The 16,532-nt window shown below is 69.5% G+C and carries 17 protein-coding genes and 1 riboswitch; of the genes, 4 read left to right on the top strand and 13 right to left on the bottom strand.

Going from position 1 to position 16,532, the window contains the following annotated elements; all coding sequences use genetic code 11:
* The first annotated feature begins 91 nt into the window (after positions 1-91).
* Complete coding sequence (locus ABD927_RS02840; RefSeq protein WP_345246117.1) at positions 92-925, top strand: anti-sigma factor family protein; 834 nt, start codon at positions 92-94, stop codon at positions 923-925.
* 46 nt (positions 926-971) lie between these two features.
* Here the strand turns inward: ABD927_RS02840 and ABD927_RS02835 are convergent, their stop codons facing one another.
* The gene (locus ABD927_RS02835; protein ID WP_345246115.1) at positions 972-1,769 is read right to left on the bottom strand and encodes a citryl-CoA lyase; all 798 of its coding nucleotides are present in this window, start codon (positions 1,767-1,769) and stop codon (positions 972-974) included.
* Positions 1,770-1,845: 76 nt separating this feature from the next.
* Positions 1,846-3,438 carry a class I adenylate-forming enzyme family protein gene (locus ABD927_RS02830; RefSeq protein WP_345246113.1) on the bottom strand — a complete coding sequence of 531 codons (1,593 nt, stop codon included), beginning with the start codon at positions 3,436-3,438 and terminating at the stop codon, positions 1,846-1,848.
* A 192-nt stretch (positions 3,439-3,630) separates the two neighbouring features.
* Between ABD927_RS02830 and ABD927_RS02825 the strand changes: the two genes are divergently transcribed.
* A complete protein-coding gene (locus tag ABD927_RS02825; RefSeq protein WP_345246111.1) occupies positions 3,631-4,587 on the top strand; it encodes a Bug family tripartite tricarboxylate transporter substrate binding protein in 957 nt (318 codons plus the stop codon).
* Between the two features lie 68 nt (positions 4,588-4,655).
* Here the strand turns inward: ABD927_RS02825 and ABD927_RS02820 are convergent, their stop codons facing one another.
* The 3 genes from ABD927_RS02820 to ABD927_RS02810 form a co-directional block, all read right to left on the bottom strand.
* Positions 4,656-6,005, bottom strand: coding sequence for a type II toxin-antitoxin system HipA family toxin (locus tag ABD927_RS02820; protein WP_345246109.1), 1,350 nt, complete (start codon positions 6,003-6,005; stop codon positions 4,656-4,658).
* Position 6,006: 1 nt separating this feature from the next.
* The gene (locus tag ABD927_RS02815) at positions 6,007-6,276 is read right to left on the bottom strand and encodes a helix-turn-helix domain-containing protein (RefSeq protein WP_345246108.1); all 270 of its coding nucleotides are present in this window, start codon (positions 6,274-6,276) and stop codon (positions 6,007-6,009) included.
* A gap of 117 nt (positions 6,277-6,393) precedes the next feature.
* Positions 6,394-7,692 (bottom strand): D-amino acid dehydrogenase, encoded by a 1,299-nt coding sequence (locus ABD927_RS02810; protein ID WP_345246106.1) that lies wholly within the window; start codon positions 7,690-7,692, stop codon positions 6,394-6,396.
* Between the two features lie 47 nt (positions 7,693-7,739).
* A riboswitch (glycine riboswitch) is annotated at positions 7,740-7,848 on the bottom strand.
* 203 nt (positions 7,849-8,051) lie between these two features.
* On the opposite strand from ABD927_RS02810, the gene ABD927_RS02805 reads away from it, so the two are divergent.
* Both ABD927_RS02805 and ABD927_RS02800 read left to right on the top strand, forming a co-directional pair.
* Complete coding sequence (locus tag ABD927_RS02805) at positions 8,052-9,284, top strand: cystathionine gamma-synthase family protein (RefSeq protein ID WP_345246104.1); 1,233 nt, start codon at positions 8,052-8,054, stop codon at positions 9,282-9,284.
* Complete coding sequence (locus tag ABD927_RS02800; protein WP_345246102.1) at positions 9,281-9,616, top strand: 2Fe-2S iron-sulfur cluster-binding protein; 336 nt, start codon at positions 9,281-9,283, stop codon at positions 9,614-9,616. The genes ABD927_RS02805 and ABD927_RS02800 overlap by 4 nt, the downstream gene beginning before the upstream one ends.
* Positions 9,617-9,626: 10 nt before the next feature.
* Here ABD927_RS02800 and ABD927_RS02795 read toward each other — a convergent pair whose 3' ends face one another.
* From ABD927_RS02795 to ABD927_RS02760, 8 genes are all read right to left on the bottom strand, one after another.
* Positions 9,627-10,124, bottom strand: coding sequence for an acyl-CoA thioesterase (locus ABD927_RS02795; protein ID WP_345246100.1), 498 nt, complete (start codon positions 10,122-10,124; stop codon positions 9,627-9,629).
* A gap of 67 nt (positions 10,125-10,191) precedes the next feature.
* Complete coding sequence (gene cls, locus ABD927_RS02790) at positions 10,192-11,622, bottom strand: cardiolipin synthase (RefSeq protein WP_345246098.1); 1,431 nt, start codon at positions 11,620-11,622, stop codon at positions 10,192-10,194.
* Positions 11,623-11,741: 119 nt separating this feature from the next.
* On the bottom strand, positions 11,742-12,275 hold the full coding sequence (gene def, locus ABD927_RS02785) for a peptide deformylase (RefSeq protein ID WP_345246096.1): 534 nt from the start codon (positions 12,273-12,275) through the stop codon (positions 11,742-11,744).
* A gap of 19 nt (positions 12,276-12,294) precedes the next feature.
* Positions 12,295-12,915: a glutathione S-transferase family protein gene (locus ABD927_RS02780; protein WP_345246094.1), complete on the bottom strand. Its 621-nt coding sequence runs from the start codon at positions 12,913-12,915 to the stop codon at positions 12,295-12,297.
* Between the two features lie 11 nt (positions 12,916-12,926).
* On the bottom strand, positions 12,927-13,337 hold the full coding sequence (locus ABD927_RS02775) for a sirohydrochlorin chelatase (protein WP_345246092.1): 411 nt from the start codon (positions 13,335-13,337) through the stop codon (positions 12,927-12,929).
* Positions 13,334-14,293, bottom strand: a complete 960-nt coding sequence (gene ybiB / locus ABD927_RS02770) for a DNA-binding protein YbiB (RefSeq protein ID WP_345246090.1) — start codon at positions 14,291-14,293, stop codon at positions 13,334-13,336. The genes ABD927_RS02775 and ybiB overlap by 4 nt, the downstream gene beginning before the upstream one ends.
* Positions 14,294-14,438: 145 nt before the next feature.
* The gene (locus ABD927_RS02765) at positions 14,439-15,212 is read right to left on the bottom strand and encodes an IclR family transcriptional regulator domain-containing protein (RefSeq protein WP_345246088.1); all 774 of its coding nucleotides are present in this window, start codon (positions 15,210-15,212) and stop codon (positions 14,439-14,441) included.
* Positions 15,209-16,390, bottom strand: coding sequence for an acetyl-CoA C-acetyltransferase (locus tag ABD927_RS02760; protein ID WP_345246086.1), 1,182 nt, complete (start codon positions 16,388-16,390; stop codon positions 15,209-15,211). Before ABD927_RS02760 ends, ABD927_RS02765 begins: the two co-directional genes overlap by 4 nt.
* Positions 16,391-16,532: the final 142 nt, after the last annotated feature.

Here is a 16,532-nt window from a genome sequence, read left to right as displayed (position 1 = left end):
GGGGGCGATGCGGGCGGACCGGCGGAGCCGGATCCGCCGCATCCTGGATGGCACCGCCGCAAATTCATGCGCCATGGAAAGCTGAAATGACATGAACGAAAGCGAACCTACGTCTTCCGGCCTTTTCGCCACCGGCGCGCCCATTGCCGAGGCCGACCTGCACGCCTACGCCGACCGCGAATTGCCGCCGGCGCGCCGCGCCGAGGTCGAGGCCTATCTGGCGTCCCACCCCGACGCCCGCCGGCGCATCGAGGCCTGGCAGGCGCAGAAACGCGTGCTGCGCGAATGGCTCGACCCCGTGCTGGACGATCCGCTGCCGCTGCGCTTTCCCTTGCAGCCGGCGCGCCGGCCGTGGCCGTGGCCGCAGCCGTGGCGCAGCCTGGCCGCCGGCGTGGCGATCGCCATCGCCAGCGGCGGCGCGGCGTGGTCGGTGCGCGGCGTGCTGGATGCCCGCGCGCCCGTCGGCGGCATGCAAGCACTGGCCGCGGCCGATGCCGGCGCCGGGTTCGCCCACCGCGCCGCGATCGCGCATGCAGTCTATACCCCGGAAGTGCGGCGTCCGGTGGAAGTCGGCGGCGACCAGGAACAGGCGCTGGCCACCTGGCTCACGCGCCGCCTGGGCGCCACCGTCAAGCCGCCCAGGCTGGCCGGCATCGGCTACGACCTGGTGGGCGGCCGCCTGCTGCCCGGCGGCAAGGGCCCGGTGGCCCAGTTCATGTACGCCGACGCCAACGGCCGGCGCCTGACCCTGTACGTGACGCGCGAAGTGGAAGGCGCCCAGACCACCGCGTTCCGCTTCAAGGAAGAAGGCGCGGTCAAGGTGTTCTACTGGATCGACCCGCACTTCGGCTATGCGCTGTCGGGCGCCATCGACCGCGGCGAACTGCTGCGGGTGTCAGAAGAAGTCTACAAACAGCTCGATTGACGATAGACCCCGCGCGGCCGCGGCCACGGTCGCGGCGCGGCTGGCGCTAGACGCCGGCGCCGCCGTCCGCCGTTCGCGCGTGCGCCGTCGCTTCTTCCTCGACCCAGGCCTTGATGTCGCGCGCCATCGGATTGCGCAGTTCTTCCAGCACGTGGGCCACCAGGCCGATGGCGCGCGACATCACGCCGATGCCCCGCACCACCCGCCACGGAATCGCCAGTTCGCTGGCCACGGCGGCGATCGCGCCGGTGGCGTTGACCGGCAGATTCTTTCCCAGTCGCTTCCCGGCCGCCTCCGCAACGGCGTTCATCAGTGCCACGTAGGGGCCGTCGAAGCCATTTTCGCGGGCGATCTCGAACAGACGGGGCGCGCGCGGATCCTGCGGCTTGTGGATGTGGTGGCCGATGCCCGGCACGGTCCGCTTGCCGGCCACGTGCGCATCGACGATGCGCGCCGCCAGCGCGCCGATGTCGCCCGGGCTGGCCGGATCCGGCAAGCCCTCCTGCAGCATGCGCGCGGCGTTTTCCATGCTGCCCACGAACACGCTGCCCAGGCCGCACAGGCCGGCGGCCACCGCGGCCTGCATGGCCTCGGGCGCGCCGCACAGCGTCATGCGGGTGACGATGGCGCTGGGCGTCATGCCGTGTTCGACCAGGATGACGGCCATCGCGTTGAACAGGCGCGACTCGCGCTCGTCCGGCAGGCGGCCCGTCAATTCCAGGAAGGCCATGTCGCCCAGCGAGACCTTGCCCATGATGTCTTTGCACAGGTCGAGCCCCTGGACGGTGATCGACTCCTCGGTGCTCCAGCTGATGTCGGTCCTCAATTGCTTGCGCTTGGCCATGGTGGCTTGTCTCCTCCGCATTGCGGCTGTCGTGCCGATTGGAAAAACGAAATGACCGCGCCGGCGCGGCCGCGGATCATGCCTGCAGATCGACCATGCGGGCCTTGACGGCCGGGTCGTCGCGCAGCACGTTCTTGGCGATCTTGTGGGTGGGGGTGTGGGGCAGCGACGGCACCAGGGCCACGTAGCGCGGCACCTTGCTGGCGGCCAGGCGTTCCCGGCACCAGGCGGCGACGTCGGCCTCGGCCAAGGCCGCGCCATCGCGCGGCGCCACCACCATCAGGATCTCGTCTTCGCCCAGCTCCGACGGCACGGCCAGCGCCGCGGCCTCGTAGACCGCGGGATGTTCGTTCATCACCATCTCCAGCTCCGCCGCGGCGATGTTTTCGCCGCGGCGGCGAATGATGTCTTTCTTGCGCGAAACGTGGAAGAAAAAGCCATCGGCGTCGCGCCGGACCAGGTCGCCCGTCTTCAGCCACTCGCCCTCGAAGGCCTGGCGGGTCTGCTCGGGATCGCGGAAGTAACCCTGCATGACGATGGGCGTGGCCACCCACAGTTCGCCCACTTCGCCGACGCCGACGTCGCGGCCTTCGTCGTCGACCACCCGGCAGCGCGCCCAGGGCCGCGCCGGATCGGGATGGACGCCCACCACGCCCATGCTGCCGGGCTTGTCGGGGCCATCGTAGGGATTGCACGTCACGCCAGGGATTTCGGTCATGCCGAAACCCGAAAACAGGCGCTGCACGCCGAACTCGTCGCGGAACACCGGCGCCGCTTTCTTGCGCACGCCGTAGACCGCGCGCAGCCGGTGGTCGGGCCGGTACTCGCTGCGGTCGCGCGCGGCCAGGATGGTGCCGACGGCCTCGATGATATTGACCACGGTGGCGCCATTGTCGGCGGCCGTCTGCCAGAAGGTCGAGGCGGAGAACCTGGGCACCACGATCATGCATGCGCCGGCGGCCAGCACGCCGCTGACCGAATAGAACAAGGCGTTGATGTGGAAGAAGGGCAGCACGATCATCACGCGGTCCTCCGGCTGCAGGTGCAGCCGCGCGACATTGGCCTCGCCCGCCGCCACCAGATTGCTCTGGCTGTGCATGACGCCCTTGGGAAAGCCCGTGGTGCCCGAGGTATAGATGATGACGCAGGTGTCGGACGGCGCCGCGGGGGCCGGCAACGGCTGGTCGCCGGCGCCGTCCATGGCCGCAGCCAGAGAGGCCGGGTCGTCGGCCCGAGCGTCGAGCGTCATCACCCATGGCGGCGCGTCGGACCCGGCCACCGCCCTGCCGACCAGCTCGAGCAGGCGGGACTCGGCGATGACCCCCTGCACGTCGGCATGCCGCAGCGCGTAGGCCATTTCCCGCTCGCCGAATTCGGGATTGACTGGCACCATGATGGCGCCCAGCCGCGCCAACGCGAACAGCGCCAGCACGTGGCCCTTGTCGTTGCGGCCGGCCACCGCCACCCGCATGCCATGCCCGATGCCGCGCCCGGCCAGCGCGCGGGCCAGGCGCTCGTAGCGGTCGCCGAATTCCTGCCATGTCCAGGGCACGCCGTCCTGGATCAGGAAGGGCTGGCCGGACCGCGTGGCGCAGCGGCTCCGGAACGCCGCGTGCAGGGTGCCGTCGTGGGGGGGATAACAGTTCAGGACGTCGAGCGGATTTTTCATGGCTAGAGGGCGCGAGCAGGACGGGGCGGCCGGCGGCGGACCGCGATCGATGGCTCGCGCACGCCAGGTCTGGCTTTTTTCCGGACGCCTGATCGCATAATCTTATCCTTGCAGGCTCCAGAAGTCAGAACGACACGCGCGGGCCGCCTGCGCCAGCCCGACCGAAACCCCTGCCCCTTCCCAGGAGGAGACGTGAAAATTGCGCTCGCAGCGGCGGCCTTCGCGGCCGTCTTCGCATCCCCAGGCCATGCCGCATCGGCCGACAGCTATCCCGACAGGCCCGTCCGCATCGTGGTGCCGTTCGCCGCCGGCGGCGGCGGCGACTTCATCGTCCGCGCCTTTTCCGACAAGCTCGCCGACACGCTCAAGCAGCCCGTCGTGATCGACAACCGCGGCGGCGGCAATACCGTCACCGGCACCGAAGCCGTGGCCAAGGCCGCGCCCGACGGCTACACGCTGCTGATCGTCAGCCCCAGTTTCGCCACCAATCCCACGCTCATGTCCAGCCTGCCGTACAAGACGGAGGATTTCGCGCCGGTCGGGCTGGTCATCACCTATGCCATGGGGCTGGCGGCCCGCTCCACGCTGGAGGCAAACGACATCCCCCAATTGCTCGATCTGGCCAGGAAGAAACCCGGCACGCTGACCTTCGCCACCTCGGGCGAAGGCTCCGCCACCCACCTCGCCACCGAGCTGTTCAAGGCCGCCACCCACATCAACGTCCTCGACGTGCCGTACCGCGGCGCCGGCCCGGCCATGCTCGACGTCGCCAGCGGCCACGTCGACCTCGCGTTCACCGGCCTGTCGCAGATCAAGCCACACCTGGAGAGCGGCCGCGTCAAGCTGATCGCCACCTCCGGGCTGAAGCGGCTGCAATCGGCGCCCGACGTGAAAACCATCGCCGAACAGGGCGTCAAGGATTTCGAGGCCGTGGTGTGGTGGGGCATCCTGGCGCCGGCCGGCACGCCCAAGCCCATCATCGACAAGATCAACGGCGCGCTGCGCACCAGCCTGGCCGACCCCGAAGTGGCCAAGCGGCTGTCGGTCATCGATGGCGAAGTGCGCGTATCGTCGCCGGAGGCGTTCGGCCGCTACGTGCGCGAGGAAATCGACCGCTGGCACACGCTGCTGAAGCCGGCCAAAAAGTAGCCCCGTCCGCTCTCGACGGAACGCGCAGGCAGCCGGGCGCCGCGGCGTTGGCGGCGTCCCCGGACGGCCTAGCCGCCGTCCCCCCCGTCCGCCATGGCCGCCAGCGCCGACGCCTGCCGCTGCAATCCGCCGAGCATGGCGTCGGCCACGCGCTGCGGAAACCCCGCCGGCAGTTCGGCACCGACGGCCGCGATCACCGCCGGCGTGCGCTCGACGATGCGCGCGATGAGCGCATCGGGGGCGCGCAGGCCCATCAGCCCGGCCGTGTGGATCATGTGGCCGCGCCGGATTTCCCTCAATCCATAGTGCTTGTGCCTGCCGCGAAACGCCATCGCCAGCTTGGCCTCGAACCGCGAAACCTGTCCGCCGCCGTCGCCTTCCACCGGCCAGATCGACAACACGTCGTAGAGCGGCGTCATCGAATAACGTCCTTGCGGATGGATGTGGAGACTGAAGTTCTTCGCGTGTCCGTCGGTCGCCGCCAGCATCCAGAACAAGACCTGCGCGGCGAAGAAATCCGCCTGATCTTTTTCGGCCTGTGTCGAGTGGCCCAGTATGCGCGCGATCTCAAGCATCCCGGGCCCGCCCTGGTTCTCGTATTTCAAATGCGATGGAGTATCCGTTGCCTGACAAAAATCCTCTTGCGGCAACCTCATCCACCACCTGCCGCTGGAGTGCAGTTGGCGATCGAAACGCTCGACCGCCAAGGCCTTGACCGCGCCGAACGCCAGGATCTCGCAATTCGCCACCGGCAGGCCATAGGCGGCAAGAATCCGCGCGCACAGCCATTCATTTTCAAGCGATGCCGAAAAATCCAGCTTGCGGTTGCCGACCAGGCCCAGCGGCAGTTTGAAGATATGCGTGGTCGGCGTGGCGCCATGCGGCAGGCACCACCTGCCTTGGTGCCGCAGCAATGCCGTTTTTTCCTGCGCGCCGGCCAGCGAAATGCGCAGATCGTCCTCATCGTTCCACCGCGCCTGTCCCGGGGGCGCCGCGACGCGCAGCAGGTGCTGCGCGACCTCGTCGTCGCTCAACGGCCGGCCGTCTATCGTCATGACGCCTTCCGGCGTTTCGCCGTCCGGCAGCAACTGCACCGCGCCGACGCAATCGCGCCCGATCGCGGCCAGCAGGTCGAAGGCTTCCGCCGACGCGGCGGCGAAACGGGCCGCCACCCGCCTGCGGATCGCATCGCTGTCGGGCAGCAGATTGTCGAAATAGTGCTGGACGGGATCGCCTTTCAATACCGTGCCGGCATCGCCGAAAGGCAGTGACAGCGACAGCGGCCGGCCTGCCGGGGACGCCATCCAGGATTCGGCATAGCGCAATTCCATCGGGCCGTAGGCGGGCAGGGACCAATCGCCCACGTAGACACCATTGGCCCAGATGCCCAGCCGGCGTCCGCGCGAGCGGCGGCCCACGCTACCACTCCACCGGCGTGCCGGCCTGGCCTTGCGGCTGGTCGGGCGGGTTCGCGCCCTGCGGCGCGACCCACAGTTCCAGTTTCAGGATGGCCAGCCAGTCGAGCAGGCGTTCGGCGGTCAATTGCGCCGGATCGCTCTCCAGTTCCGACACGCGGTTCTGGCTGATGCCCAGCCGCTCGGCCAGGGCCGCCTGCGACAGTTTACGCGCCGCGCGGGTCGACCGGAGCAGATGGGACAGCTGGCTGGCCTGCAGGATGAGATGGCTCATGATCTTATCGACAATATCGATACTCAGAATTTATCGCTATTGTCGATAAAGATCAAATATCGGTATTGTCGATAAAGCGCGTTTATCGACAATACCGATACCAATACACCCCGGCTGCTATGCCGCCCTCACGGCCGGCACCGACCGCACGGCCGGCCGCTCCACGCCGCAGAAACGGAAATCCACCTCCGGCTGCCGCCCCGAGATCAGCTCGGCCAGCGCCCGCCCGGACCCGCAGCCATGGGTCCACCCCAGCGTGCCATGCCCGGTATTCAGGTACAGCCCCGCCACCCGGCTCTTGCCGATGTACGGCACGTTGCCCGGCGTGGCCGGCCGCAGGCCGGTCCAGTAGCTGGCCAGTTCGGGCCGGCTCATGCCTGGGAACACCTCCAGCGTGCGGCGCACGATGGCTTCGCAGCGGACCGGGTTCAGCGCCAGGTTGTAGCCGTTGAGCTCGGCCGTGCCGGCGATGCGCAGGCGGTCGCCCAGGCGCGAGAACACCAGCTTGAATTCGTCGTCGGTCAGGCTGACGCTGGGCGCGGCGGCCGGGTCCAGCACGGGCAGCGTGGCCGAATAGCCCTTGGCGGGGTAGACGTCGAGCTTGACGCCGGCCTCGCGCGCCAGCAGCGGGCTCAGGCTGCCCAGCGCCAGCACGTAGGCGTCGGCCTTGACCACTTCGTACAGGCCGGTCTCGCCGGCGATCTCCACGCCTTCCATCGCGCCGCCGGCCACCCTCAGCTTCTGGATCCGCACGCCGTAGCGGAATTTCACGCCGCGCGCCTCGCACAGCGCGGCCAGGCCGGTGGTGAACTTGTGCACGTCGCCCGATTCGTCGGCGCTGGTGTAGGTGGCGCCGGCCAGTTGCGGCGCGATGTGGGCCATCGCGGGTTCGAGTTCGACCGCGCGCCTGGCGTCGATCACCTCGCGCTCGCAGCCCAGCTCGCGCATCACGCGCGCCGGCTCCAGCGCGGCGTCGAACTCCTTGGCGCTGGTGTAGAAGTGCAGGATGCCTTTTTCCAGGTGGTCGTACTCGATGCCGGTTTCGCGGCGCAGTTCCTGCAGGCTGTTGCGGCTGTAGGTGCCCAGGTTCAGGATCTGGATCATGTTGTCGGTGGCGCGGCGATGGCTGCATTGCATCAGGAACTTCAGCCCCCACGACCACTGCGCCGGATCGGCCCGCAGCCGGAACAGCAGCGGCGCGTCTTCCTTGCCCAGCCAGCGCAGCAGCTTCAGCGGCGCCGACGGATTGGCCCACGGCTCGGCATGGCTGACCGAGATCTGGCCGCCGTTGCCGAAGCTGGTTTCGCGGGCGGCGCCGGCGTTGCGTTCCAGCACGGTCACTTCGTGCCCCTGGCGGCTGAGGTACCAGGCGGTGGCGACGCCGATCACCCCGGCGCCCATGACGACGACTTTCATCGCGAATCTCCAAAAGGAAAAGGGCGGTTGCCGCCGCATCGCGACGGCACCGCCCCACTGTCCTTTTGCCTGAGAGATTCGCCGCATCCGCCCGGATGAGGCTTGCCCCTTCGGCGGCCGCGCCGGCATGCCGGGCGACGCTCTCCAGTTTTGCAATCCGACCAGTCTGTTGACCTGAGCGTTTCAGGGGTACGCCTTCGGTAGCGCACGCTTCCACGTGCGGCTTCTCCTGGTTGCCACAAGGTAGCATGGGCCCGCGGGCCGCCGCAACCCGCCGTGCGCGGCCGCCCGCGCCATGCGGGCCGCTTCCATTAGAATCGTTGGATATTCCTGACAACGCGCCCGCAGGCGCTCCCGCCATGGCCCAAGGCTTCACCACCCGCATCCTGCACAGCGACCGCCAATCCCCCATCGAGCACGGCGCGGTGCACAAACCCATGCACGTCGCCGTCGCGTTCGGCTACCAGGACACGCAAACGCTGGTCGACGTGTTCCAGGGCCGCAACCCCGGCTATTCCTACGGCCGCCAGGGCAATCCCACCACGGCCGCGCTGGAGGCCAAGCTCAACGGCATGGAAGACGGCATCGGCACCGTCACCTTCGCCACCGGCATGGCGGCCATCGCGGCCATCATGACCTCGCTGCTGAAGGCCGGCGACCACATCGTGTCGAGCGCCTTCCTGTTCGGCAATACCAACAGCCTGTTCGACACCCTGCACAACCTGGGGGTGGAGATCGATTTCGTCGACGCCACCGACGCCGCCGCGGTCGAACGCGCGCTGCGGCCGGAAACGCGCATGGTGTTCGTCGAGACCATCGCCAACCCGCGCACCCAGGTGGCGGCGCTGGCCGAGATCGGCGAACTGTGCCGGCAGCGCGGCGTGCTGTACGTGGTCGACAACACGATGACCTCGCCCTACCTGTTCCGGCCCAAGACGGTCGGCGCCGGGCTCAGCGTGAACTCGCTCACCAAGTACATCTGCGGCCACGGCAACGCGCTGGGCGGCGCCGTCACCGATACCGGCCTGTTCGACTGGACGGCCTACCCCAACATCTTTCCCGCCTACCGCAGCATCAAGCCGGCCATGCAGGGGCTGCAGCAGATCAAGAAGAAGGCGCTGCGCGACATGGGCGCCACGCTGACCTCGGAAGCCGCGCACCGCATCGCGGCCGGCGCCGAAACGCTCAGCCTGCGCATGGACCGCGCCTGCGCCAACGCCGCCGCGCTGGCCGCGCAGCTGGCCGCGCATCCCAAGGTCAAGCGGGTCTACCACCCCAGCCTGCCCGACCATCCGCAGCACGCCCGCGCGCGCGAACTGTTCCGCCACGGCGGCGCGCTGCTGAGCTTCGAACTGCAGGACGGGCTGGACCCGGTGCGCTACCAGGACGCGCTGCAAGTGGTGATCTCGTCCACCCACCTGGGCGACAACCGCACGCTGGCGATCCCGGTGGCGCAGACCATCTACTGGGAAATGGGCGCCGAGCGGCGGCGCTCGATGGACATCGCCGATTCGCTGATCCGCGTCTCGGTCGGCATCGAGGATACCGACGACCTGCTGGGCGACTTCGACCAGGCGTTCGGCGCGGTGTGAACGCGCCGGCGCGCCAGGACGGCGCCGCGCCCGGCGGCCCGTTCCAGGTACGGATCGAGCCGCACGGCTGGTGCTTCGAGGCCGGCTCCAGGCAATCGCTGTTCGAGGCCGCGCGGCAGGCCGGCATCCGGCTGCCCACCCTGTGCCGCAACGGCACCTGCCGCACCTGCATCGCCCTGCTGCGCGAAGGCAGGGTGCGGTACCGCGTGGAATGGCCCGGCGTCAGCGCCGACGAAAGGGAACAGGGCTACATCCTGCCCTGCGTGGCGGTGGCCGAGTCGGCGCTGATAATCGAATTGCCCGAGGCAAGACGCTGGGACGATCCGTATTGAGCCCGCTGCTTCAGGACGCCGCGCCCGCCGCCCGCAGCTTGATCGCCTGGTGGCGGCGTTCCATTTCCTGGCGCAGCTCGCGCCGCGCCTGGGCGGCATCGAAGCGCTGGCGCTCTTCCTCGGTCTGCGGCACCAGCGTGGGCACCACCGCCGGCGTGCCGTCGTCGTCGACAGCCACCATCGTGAAATAGCAGCTGTTGGTGTGCCGCACCACGCGCTGGTGGATGTCCTCGGTCACCACCTTGATGCCGATCTCCATCGAGGTGCGGCCGGTGTAGTTGACCGATGCGTAGAAGGTTACCAGCTCGCCCACGTGGATCGGCTGGCGGAACACCACCTGGTCCACCGACAGCGTGACCACGTAGCGGCCGGCATAGCGGCTGGCACAGGCATAGGCCACCTGGTCCAGGTATTTCAGGATGGTGCCGCCGTGCACATTGCCCGAGAAATTGGCCATGTCCGGCGTCATCAGGATGGTCATCGAAAGCTGGTGGTGGGAGTCGTTCATGAGGGCGGAACGGCGCGTGGAGAAGCGGCCATTGTAATGGTGCGATGCAAAAAAACGTCGCGCAGATTCAAAGAATGGGCGCGAACAGCCTGGCGTAATGCATGACGATGCGGCGCGGCATCGACACCTGCTCGTATTCGTCGGCCGGCACCAGTTCGGCCTGCTCGAAGTCGGCCCGCAGCATGGCCTCGACGTCGGCCGCGAAGGCCGGGCTGGCCACCAGCAGCATCAGCTCGAAGTTCAGGCGGAACGAGCGGTTGTCGAGATTGGCGCTGCCCACCGCGGCCGCGTCGTCGTCGATCAACAGCGCCTTCTGGTGCAGGAAGCCGGGCTGGTAGCGATAGACCTTCACGCCCGTGCGCACCGCCTCGTAGGCATGGTAGGCCGAGGCCTGGAACACGGTGAAGTGGTCGGGCCGGCACGGGATCAGCACGCGCACGTCCACCCCGCGCAGCGCCGCCAGCCGCAGCGCCGCCCGCACCGCCGAATCCGGCACGAAATACGGCGACGACAGCCAGATCCGGTGGCGCGCCGCATGGATGGCCTGCACGAAGAACAGCGAGCAGGTCTCCTGCGCGTCGGCCGGGCCGCTGGGCACCGCCAGGCAGCACATGTCGCCCGGCGTCGAGACCGGCTCGCGCACGTCGGGCAGGCGCTGGGTCACCCAGTACCAGTCTTCGCTGAAGGTGCGCTCGACCTGCACCACCGCCGGCCCCTCGATGCGGATGTGGGTATCGCGCCAGGGCGACAGCGGCGCCCGCGCGCCCAGGTATTCCACGCCCACGTTGTGGCCGCCGATGAAGGCGCATTGGCCGTCGACCGAGACGATCTTGCGGTGGTTGCGGAAATTCAGCTGGAAGCGGTTGCGGAAGCGGCGGATCGCGAAGGCGTGGATCTGCACCCCCGCGGCGCGCAGCGTGTCGATGTAGCGGCGGTCCAGCGCGTGGCTGCCGATGCGGTCGTACAGGAAATACACGCCCACGCCGCGGCCCACGGCGTCGAGCAGCGCGCGCTGCAGTTCGCGGCCGAGATCGTCGTTGCGGACGATGAAGAATTGCACGATCACGTAGTGGCGGGCGGCGGCGATCGCCTGGAAGATCGCGTCGAACGTGGCGCGGCCGTCCTTGAGCAGGGCCACGCGGTTGCCGCCCAGGAAATGCCGGCCCACCAGGCCCTCCACCGCCAGGAAGCGGTGCAGCGCCGGCTCCTGCGCGGCGTAGCGGCGCGCGGCGGCCACGATGCGCATCGCGGCGTCGCCGGCGGCCCGGCGCGCCTGCGCGCGGGCGCGGTTGAAGCGGTGCTCGTCCACGTAGCCGGCGAACCGGCTGCTGCCCAGGAACAGGTAGGGGACCAGCGTCACGTACGGCACCGATACCAGCGCCACGGCCCAGGCGATGGCGCCCTGCGAGGTACGGGCATGCATGATCGCATGGCACGCCGCGATGAACCCCAGCACGTGCAGCGAAACCAGCTCCAGGCCGACCGACAGCAGATTCATGGCATCAACGACGTGTGTCCCCGTTATCGGGCGTAAGGGTAACCGATAGGACGAGGCGCGGGGGGCGCGTGAGGCCGCCGCGCAACGGTCGGGACCGCGCACCGGCGGGCCGGCCGGGCTCAGTCGTCGGCGCCGGCGTCCAGGCCCGGGAACAGGACCTCGGTGAACCCGAAGCGGGAGAAGTCCTCGATCCGCGACGGGTACAGGCGCCCGATCAGGTGGTCGCACTCGTGCTGCACCACGCGCGCGTGGAAGCCCTCGGCAATGCGGTCGATCGGCGCGCCTTGCGGATCGACGCCGCGGTAGCGGATATGCGTGTAGCGCGGCACCACGCCCCGCAGGCCAGGCACCGACAGGCAGCCCTCCCAGCCCTCTTCCCGCTCGTCCGACAAGGGCTCGATCACCGGATTGATCAGCACGGTGGTGGGCACCGGCGGCGCGTCGGGATAGCGTTCGCTGCGCTCGAAGCCGAAGATCACCACCTGCAGGTCGACGCCGATCTGCGGCGCCGCCAGCCCCACGCCGCCCGCGGCCGCCATCGTGTCGAACATGTCGGCGATCAATTCGTCGAGCTCGGGCGTACCCGTCCGCTCGACCGGCCGCGCGATGCGCAGCAGCCGCTCATCGCCCATCTTGAGGATCCCGCGAATCAAAACCGGCTCTCCTCCAGGCTCATTGCAATGGCTGCTTCAACAGGCCCTGGGCCGACGGCCGCGCGCTGATGCGCTCGTGCCAGGCCCGGATGTTGGGCACATGGGGATGCTCGATGGGCAGGCCCAGCCAGCGGTCGACCGCGCAGCCCGCCACCACGTCGCCCATGGTAAAGCGGCTGCCGCCGACATGATCCTGGCCCGCCAGCGACTGCTCCAGCACCATCGCCACCTGCGCCGCCCGGGCCACCGACTGTTCGATGGCCGCCTGGTTGCGTTTCTCCGGCGGCGTGCGGATCAGCTGCATGAAGGCCGGGACCATGGCCGGGCTGAACTCCACGTTCTGCCATTCCATCCAGCGATCGCTCAGGCCGCGCTCGCGCGGATCTTCCGGCCACAGCGAGCCGGCGCCGTAGCGCGCCGCCAGGTAGCGGACGATGGCGTTCGACTCCCACAGGATGAAACCGTCGTCGTCCAGCGTCGGGATGCGCCGGTTCGGGTTCAGCGCGCCGTACCCGGGCGTATCCAGGCCGCCGAACGCGCCGCCCACGTCGACGCGCTCGAACGGCAGGCCCAGTTCGCGGATGGTCCATACGACTTTCAGGACGTTGATCGATGTAATGCGGCCCCAGACTTTCAACATCGGCGATTTCCTCATGCTTTGCCGGCGCATGCCGCCGGATCACGGTATTCGAGCGCGGCGGCCGCCACGGCGTCCAGCACGCCGGGCAGGTCGGACAGCGCGGGCAGCACGGCCACTTCCAGACCCGGATGCCGGACGCGAGCGGCTTCCAGCAAGGCCGGCAGGTCGCGCAGCACATGGCCGCCGCCGGCCCAGAACACCGGCAGCAGGGCGACCCGCGCGTGCCCGGCCGCGGCCAGCGCGTCGATCGCGTCGGGCAGCGTGGGCGGCATCAGCTCCAGGAAGGCCTGGGCCACGGTCACCGCCGGATCGCGGCGCCGCACCGCATCGGCCAGGCGCGCCAACGGCTCGGCCCAGCGCGGGTCGCGGGAGCCGTGCGCGAACAGCAGCAGCGCGCGGGCGGATACGGTCAAGGCGTTCATGCGCCTGCCTTGCGCAATGCGTCCACCGCCTCTATCGCGACGCGGCATTGGTCGGCGATGGCCTGCGGCATGGGCGTTTCGCCGCGGCGGATGGATTCGATCCAGGCGGCGGTGGCGGCGGCCTCGCGTTCGGGCAGCTCCGGCAATTGCGGCGGGCTGCCGGCGGCGCCTTCGATCGCCACGCTCTCGGCCCCGTCCAGCCAGCGCGCCACACGCTGCGGCCGCCGCACGTTGGCGACGGCCTCGCCTTCGGTGGCCCGCATCAGCAGCGCCGCCTGCGGCCGCATGGCGAACAGTTCGCCCAGCATCGCGCCGAATTCGGGATGGGTATAGCTCGACATCAGCAGGCTGGGCCCGGCCACCGGGCACAGCAGCTTGACCAGCGTATGCGCGACGTTGCGCACGCCCAGCACGCGGCGGATGCCGACCAGCCGCGCCAGGCCCGGATGCACCACGTCCAGCGGCAGATAGGCCATGCCGCCCGCGCGCAAGCGCGCCGCGGCGTCGTCCGGCCCGGCCGCGGGCTCGACGCCGAGCGCGCGCAGGATCTCCTCCGTGCCGACCCGCGCCGCGGCCGTGCCGTGCGCCGGGTCGGACGCCTGGCCGTGCATCAGCACCGGCACGCCGGCCCGGGTCAGCGCCCAGGCCAGCAGCGGCACCAGGTTCGGCAGGCGCCGGGCGCCGTTGTAGGTAGGCAGCACCACCACTGGCGCGCCGATCTCCAGCCGCGCGCCGCGCGGCTCGGCGGCGTCGAGGAAGCCGGCCACCTCGGCCGCCGCCTCGCCCTTCATCCGCAGCGCCAGCAGCACGCCGCCCAACTCCAGGTCGGACACGCGGCCATCCAGGATGGCCGCCATCAGCGCCTGCGCCTGTTCGCGGCTCAGCGCCCGCGAGCCGTCCTTGCCGCGGCCGATCTCGCGCAACAGCGGCGCGCAGGCGAAACCGGGTTCGTTCACGAGAGCATCCTCCGCGCGGCGAGGTCCACTGCCGCTTCATCGAGCTTCACTGCCGCCCCATCCGGCTTCACTGCCGCCCTATCCGGCTTCACTGCCGCCCTATCCGGCTTCACTGCCGCCCTGTCCACTGCCGCCTCGTCAGCCTTCACTGCCGCCTCATCAAGCCATTGATCCGCTCGGCCGCCGCCAGCAGCGGCGGCAGCAGCCGTTCCCGCATCTGTTCGGCGGTGATCAGATGCGCCTGCCCGCTCAGGTTCAGCGCCGCGATCGTGCGCCCGCCGTGGTCGCGGATCGGCGCGCTGATGGCCACCAGGCCGGTTTCCAGCTCGCGGTCGACCAGCGCCCAGCCTTGCCGGCGAACCTGGGCGATCACCTCCTTGAGCCGGGCCGGGTCGGTCAGCGTCAATGGCGTATGCGCGGCCAGGTCCGAACGGCGCAGCGCGTCGTCGAGCGCGGCGTCGTCCAGGTCGGCCAGCAACACCCGGCCCATGGCCGAACAATAGGCCGGCAGCCGGCTGCCGACCCCGAGGTTGACCGACATATTGCGCCCGGCCGGAACGCGCAGCACATAGACGATGTCGGTACCGTCGAGCACCGTGGCCGAGCAGGACTGGTGCACCTCGGCCGCCAGAGTCTCCATGACGGGCTCGGCCAGGTCCCAGAACGGCATCGAGCTCAGGTAGGCGAAGCCCAGCTCCAGGATGCGGGGCGTGAGCCGGAACAGCCGGCCGTCGTTGCTGACGTAGCCCAGCTGCACCAGCGTCAGCAGAATCCGCCGGGCCCCCGCGCGGGTGAGCCCGGCGGCCTCGGCCACCTCGGTCAGCGTCATGGCCGAACGCCGGGCGTTGAAGACCCGGATGACGCTCAGGCCGCGGGCGAACGACTGCACATAGGCATCGCCCGGCCGCGCGGGCGTCACAGCAGTTCGAACGCCATCGCGGTGGCTTCGCCGCCGCCGATGCACAGGCTGGCCACGCCGCGCTTGCCGCCCGTCTTGCGCAGGGCGCCCAGCAGCGTGACGATCAGCCGCGCGCCGCTGGCGCCGATCGGGTGGCCCAGCGCCGTGGCGCCGCCGTGCAGGTTGAGCTTTTCGCGCGGAATGCCATGCTCCACCGCGGCCGCCATCGCCACCGCCGCGAACGCCTCGTTGATCTCGAACAGGTCGACGTCGGCGGTCTTCCAGCCGGTCTTGTCGAACAGCTTGCGCAGCGCGCCCACCGGCGCCGTGGTGAACCACTGCGGTTCCTGCGAGTGCTGGCTGTGCGCCACCACCCGCGCCAGCGGCTTGACGCCCAGCTTGCCGGCGGTCGACTCGCGCATCAGCACCAGCGCCGCGGCGCCGTCGGAAATGCCCGACGAGTGGGCCGCGGTGACGGTACCGTCCTTCTTGAAGGCCGGCTTCAGCGTGGGGATCTTCTCGGGATTGGCCTTGTACGGGCCTTCGTCTTTCGAGACCACCTTCTCGCCCTTGCGGTCGGTCACGGTGGCGGGGGCGATTTCCCAATCGAAGCTGCCGTCCTCGCTGGCGGCCTTGGCGCGGCGCAGGCTCTCGACCGAGAACTCGTCCTGCTGCTGGCGCGAGAACTGGTACTTGGCCACGCAGTCTTCGGCCAGGATGCCCATCGAACGGCCGCGCTCGTAGGCGTCTTCCAGGCCGTCGAGCGCCATGTGGTCGTACATGGTGGCGTGGCCGTAGCGATAGCCCTGGCGGGCCTTGGGCAGCAGGTAGGGGGCGTTGCTCATGCTTTCCATGCCGCCGGCCACGACCACGTCAACCGTGCCGGCCAGCAGCATGTCGTGGCCGAGCATCGCGGCCTTCATGCCCGAACCGCACACCTTGTTGATGGTGCTGCACGCCACGCCGATCGGCAGGCCTGCGCCCAGCGCCGCCTGCCGCGCCGGCGCCTGCCCCTGGCCGGCCTGCAGCACGTTGCCCATCAGCACTTCCTGGATCTGCTCGGGGCGCAGCCCGGCGCGCTCGACCGCGGCCTTGATCGCCACCGATCCCAGCTGGTTGGCCGACAGGCTGGAAAGCTCGCCCAGCATGGCCCCGATCGGGGTACGGGCGACGGAAACTACGACTATGGGATCCGACATGGGAACTCCTGACTCCTGACGCGGGAAGAAAAGGGTCGGGGCGGCGGGCGGCGACCTGGGTACACTGGTACTTTACGCTAATGTATTTTAGTCCACTGATACCGGCCCACCTGTATGCCGGCCCCCCTGCGCGCTTGCGCGC

Origin of the sequence: Pigmentiphaga soli, from assembly GCF_039541095.1 — a bacterium.
Taxonomy (GTDB): Bacteria; Pseudomonadota; Gammaproteobacteria; order Burkholderiales; family Burkholderiaceae_B; genus Pigmentiphaga; species Pigmentiphaga soli.
This window is presented reverse-complemented; position numbering and strand designations above follow the sequence as displayed.

Excerpts from the sequence above, each read along its gene's own strand:
- ABD927_RS02810 (WP_345246106.1), bottom strand. The coding sequence starts at position 7,692 with ATGAAAGTCGTCGTCATGGGCGCCGGGGTGATCGGCGTCGCCACCGCC.
- ABD927_RS02760 (WP_345246086.1), bottom strand. The coding sequence starts at position 16,390 with ATGTCGGATCCCATAGTCGTAGTTTCCGTCGCCCGTACCCCGATCGGG.
- ABD927_RS02780 (WP_345246094.1), bottom strand. The coding sequence starts at position 12,915 with ATGTTGAAAGTCTGGGGCCGCATTACATCGATCAACGTCCTGAAAGTC.
- ABD927_RS02840 (WP_345246117.1), top strand. The coding sequence starts at position 92 with ATGAACGAAAGCGAACCTACGTCTTCCGGCCTTTTCGCCACCGGCGCG.
- ABD927_RS02830 (WP_345246113.1), bottom strand. The coding sequence starts at position 3,438 with ATGAAAAATCCGCTCGACGTCCTGAACTGTTATCCCCCCCACGACGGC.
- ABD927_RS02795 (WP_345246100.1), bottom strand. The coding sequence starts at position 10,124 with ATGAACGACTCCCACCACCAGCTTTCGATGACCATCCTGATGACGCCG.
- cls (WP_345246098.1), bottom strand. The coding sequence starts at position 11,622 with ATGAATCTGCTGTCGGTCGGCCTGGAGCTGGTTTCGCTGCACGTGCTG.
- ABD927_RS02815 (WP_345246108.1), bottom strand. The coding sequence starts at position 6,276 with ATGAGCCATCTCATCCTGCAGGCCAGCCAGCTGTCCCATCTGCTCCGG.
- ABD927_RS02805 (WP_345246104.1), top strand. The coding sequence starts at position 8,052 with ATGGCCCAAGGCTTCACCACCCGCATCCTGCACAGCGACCGCCAATCC.
- ABD927_RS02775 (WP_345246092.1), bottom strand. The coding sequence starts at position 13,337 with ATGAACGCCTTGACCGTATCCGCCCGCGCGCTGCTGCTGTTCGCGCAC.
- ABD927_RS02835 (WP_345246115.1), bottom strand. The coding sequence starts at position 1,769 with ATGGCCAAGCGCAAGCAATTGAGGACCGACATCAGCTGGAGCACCGAG.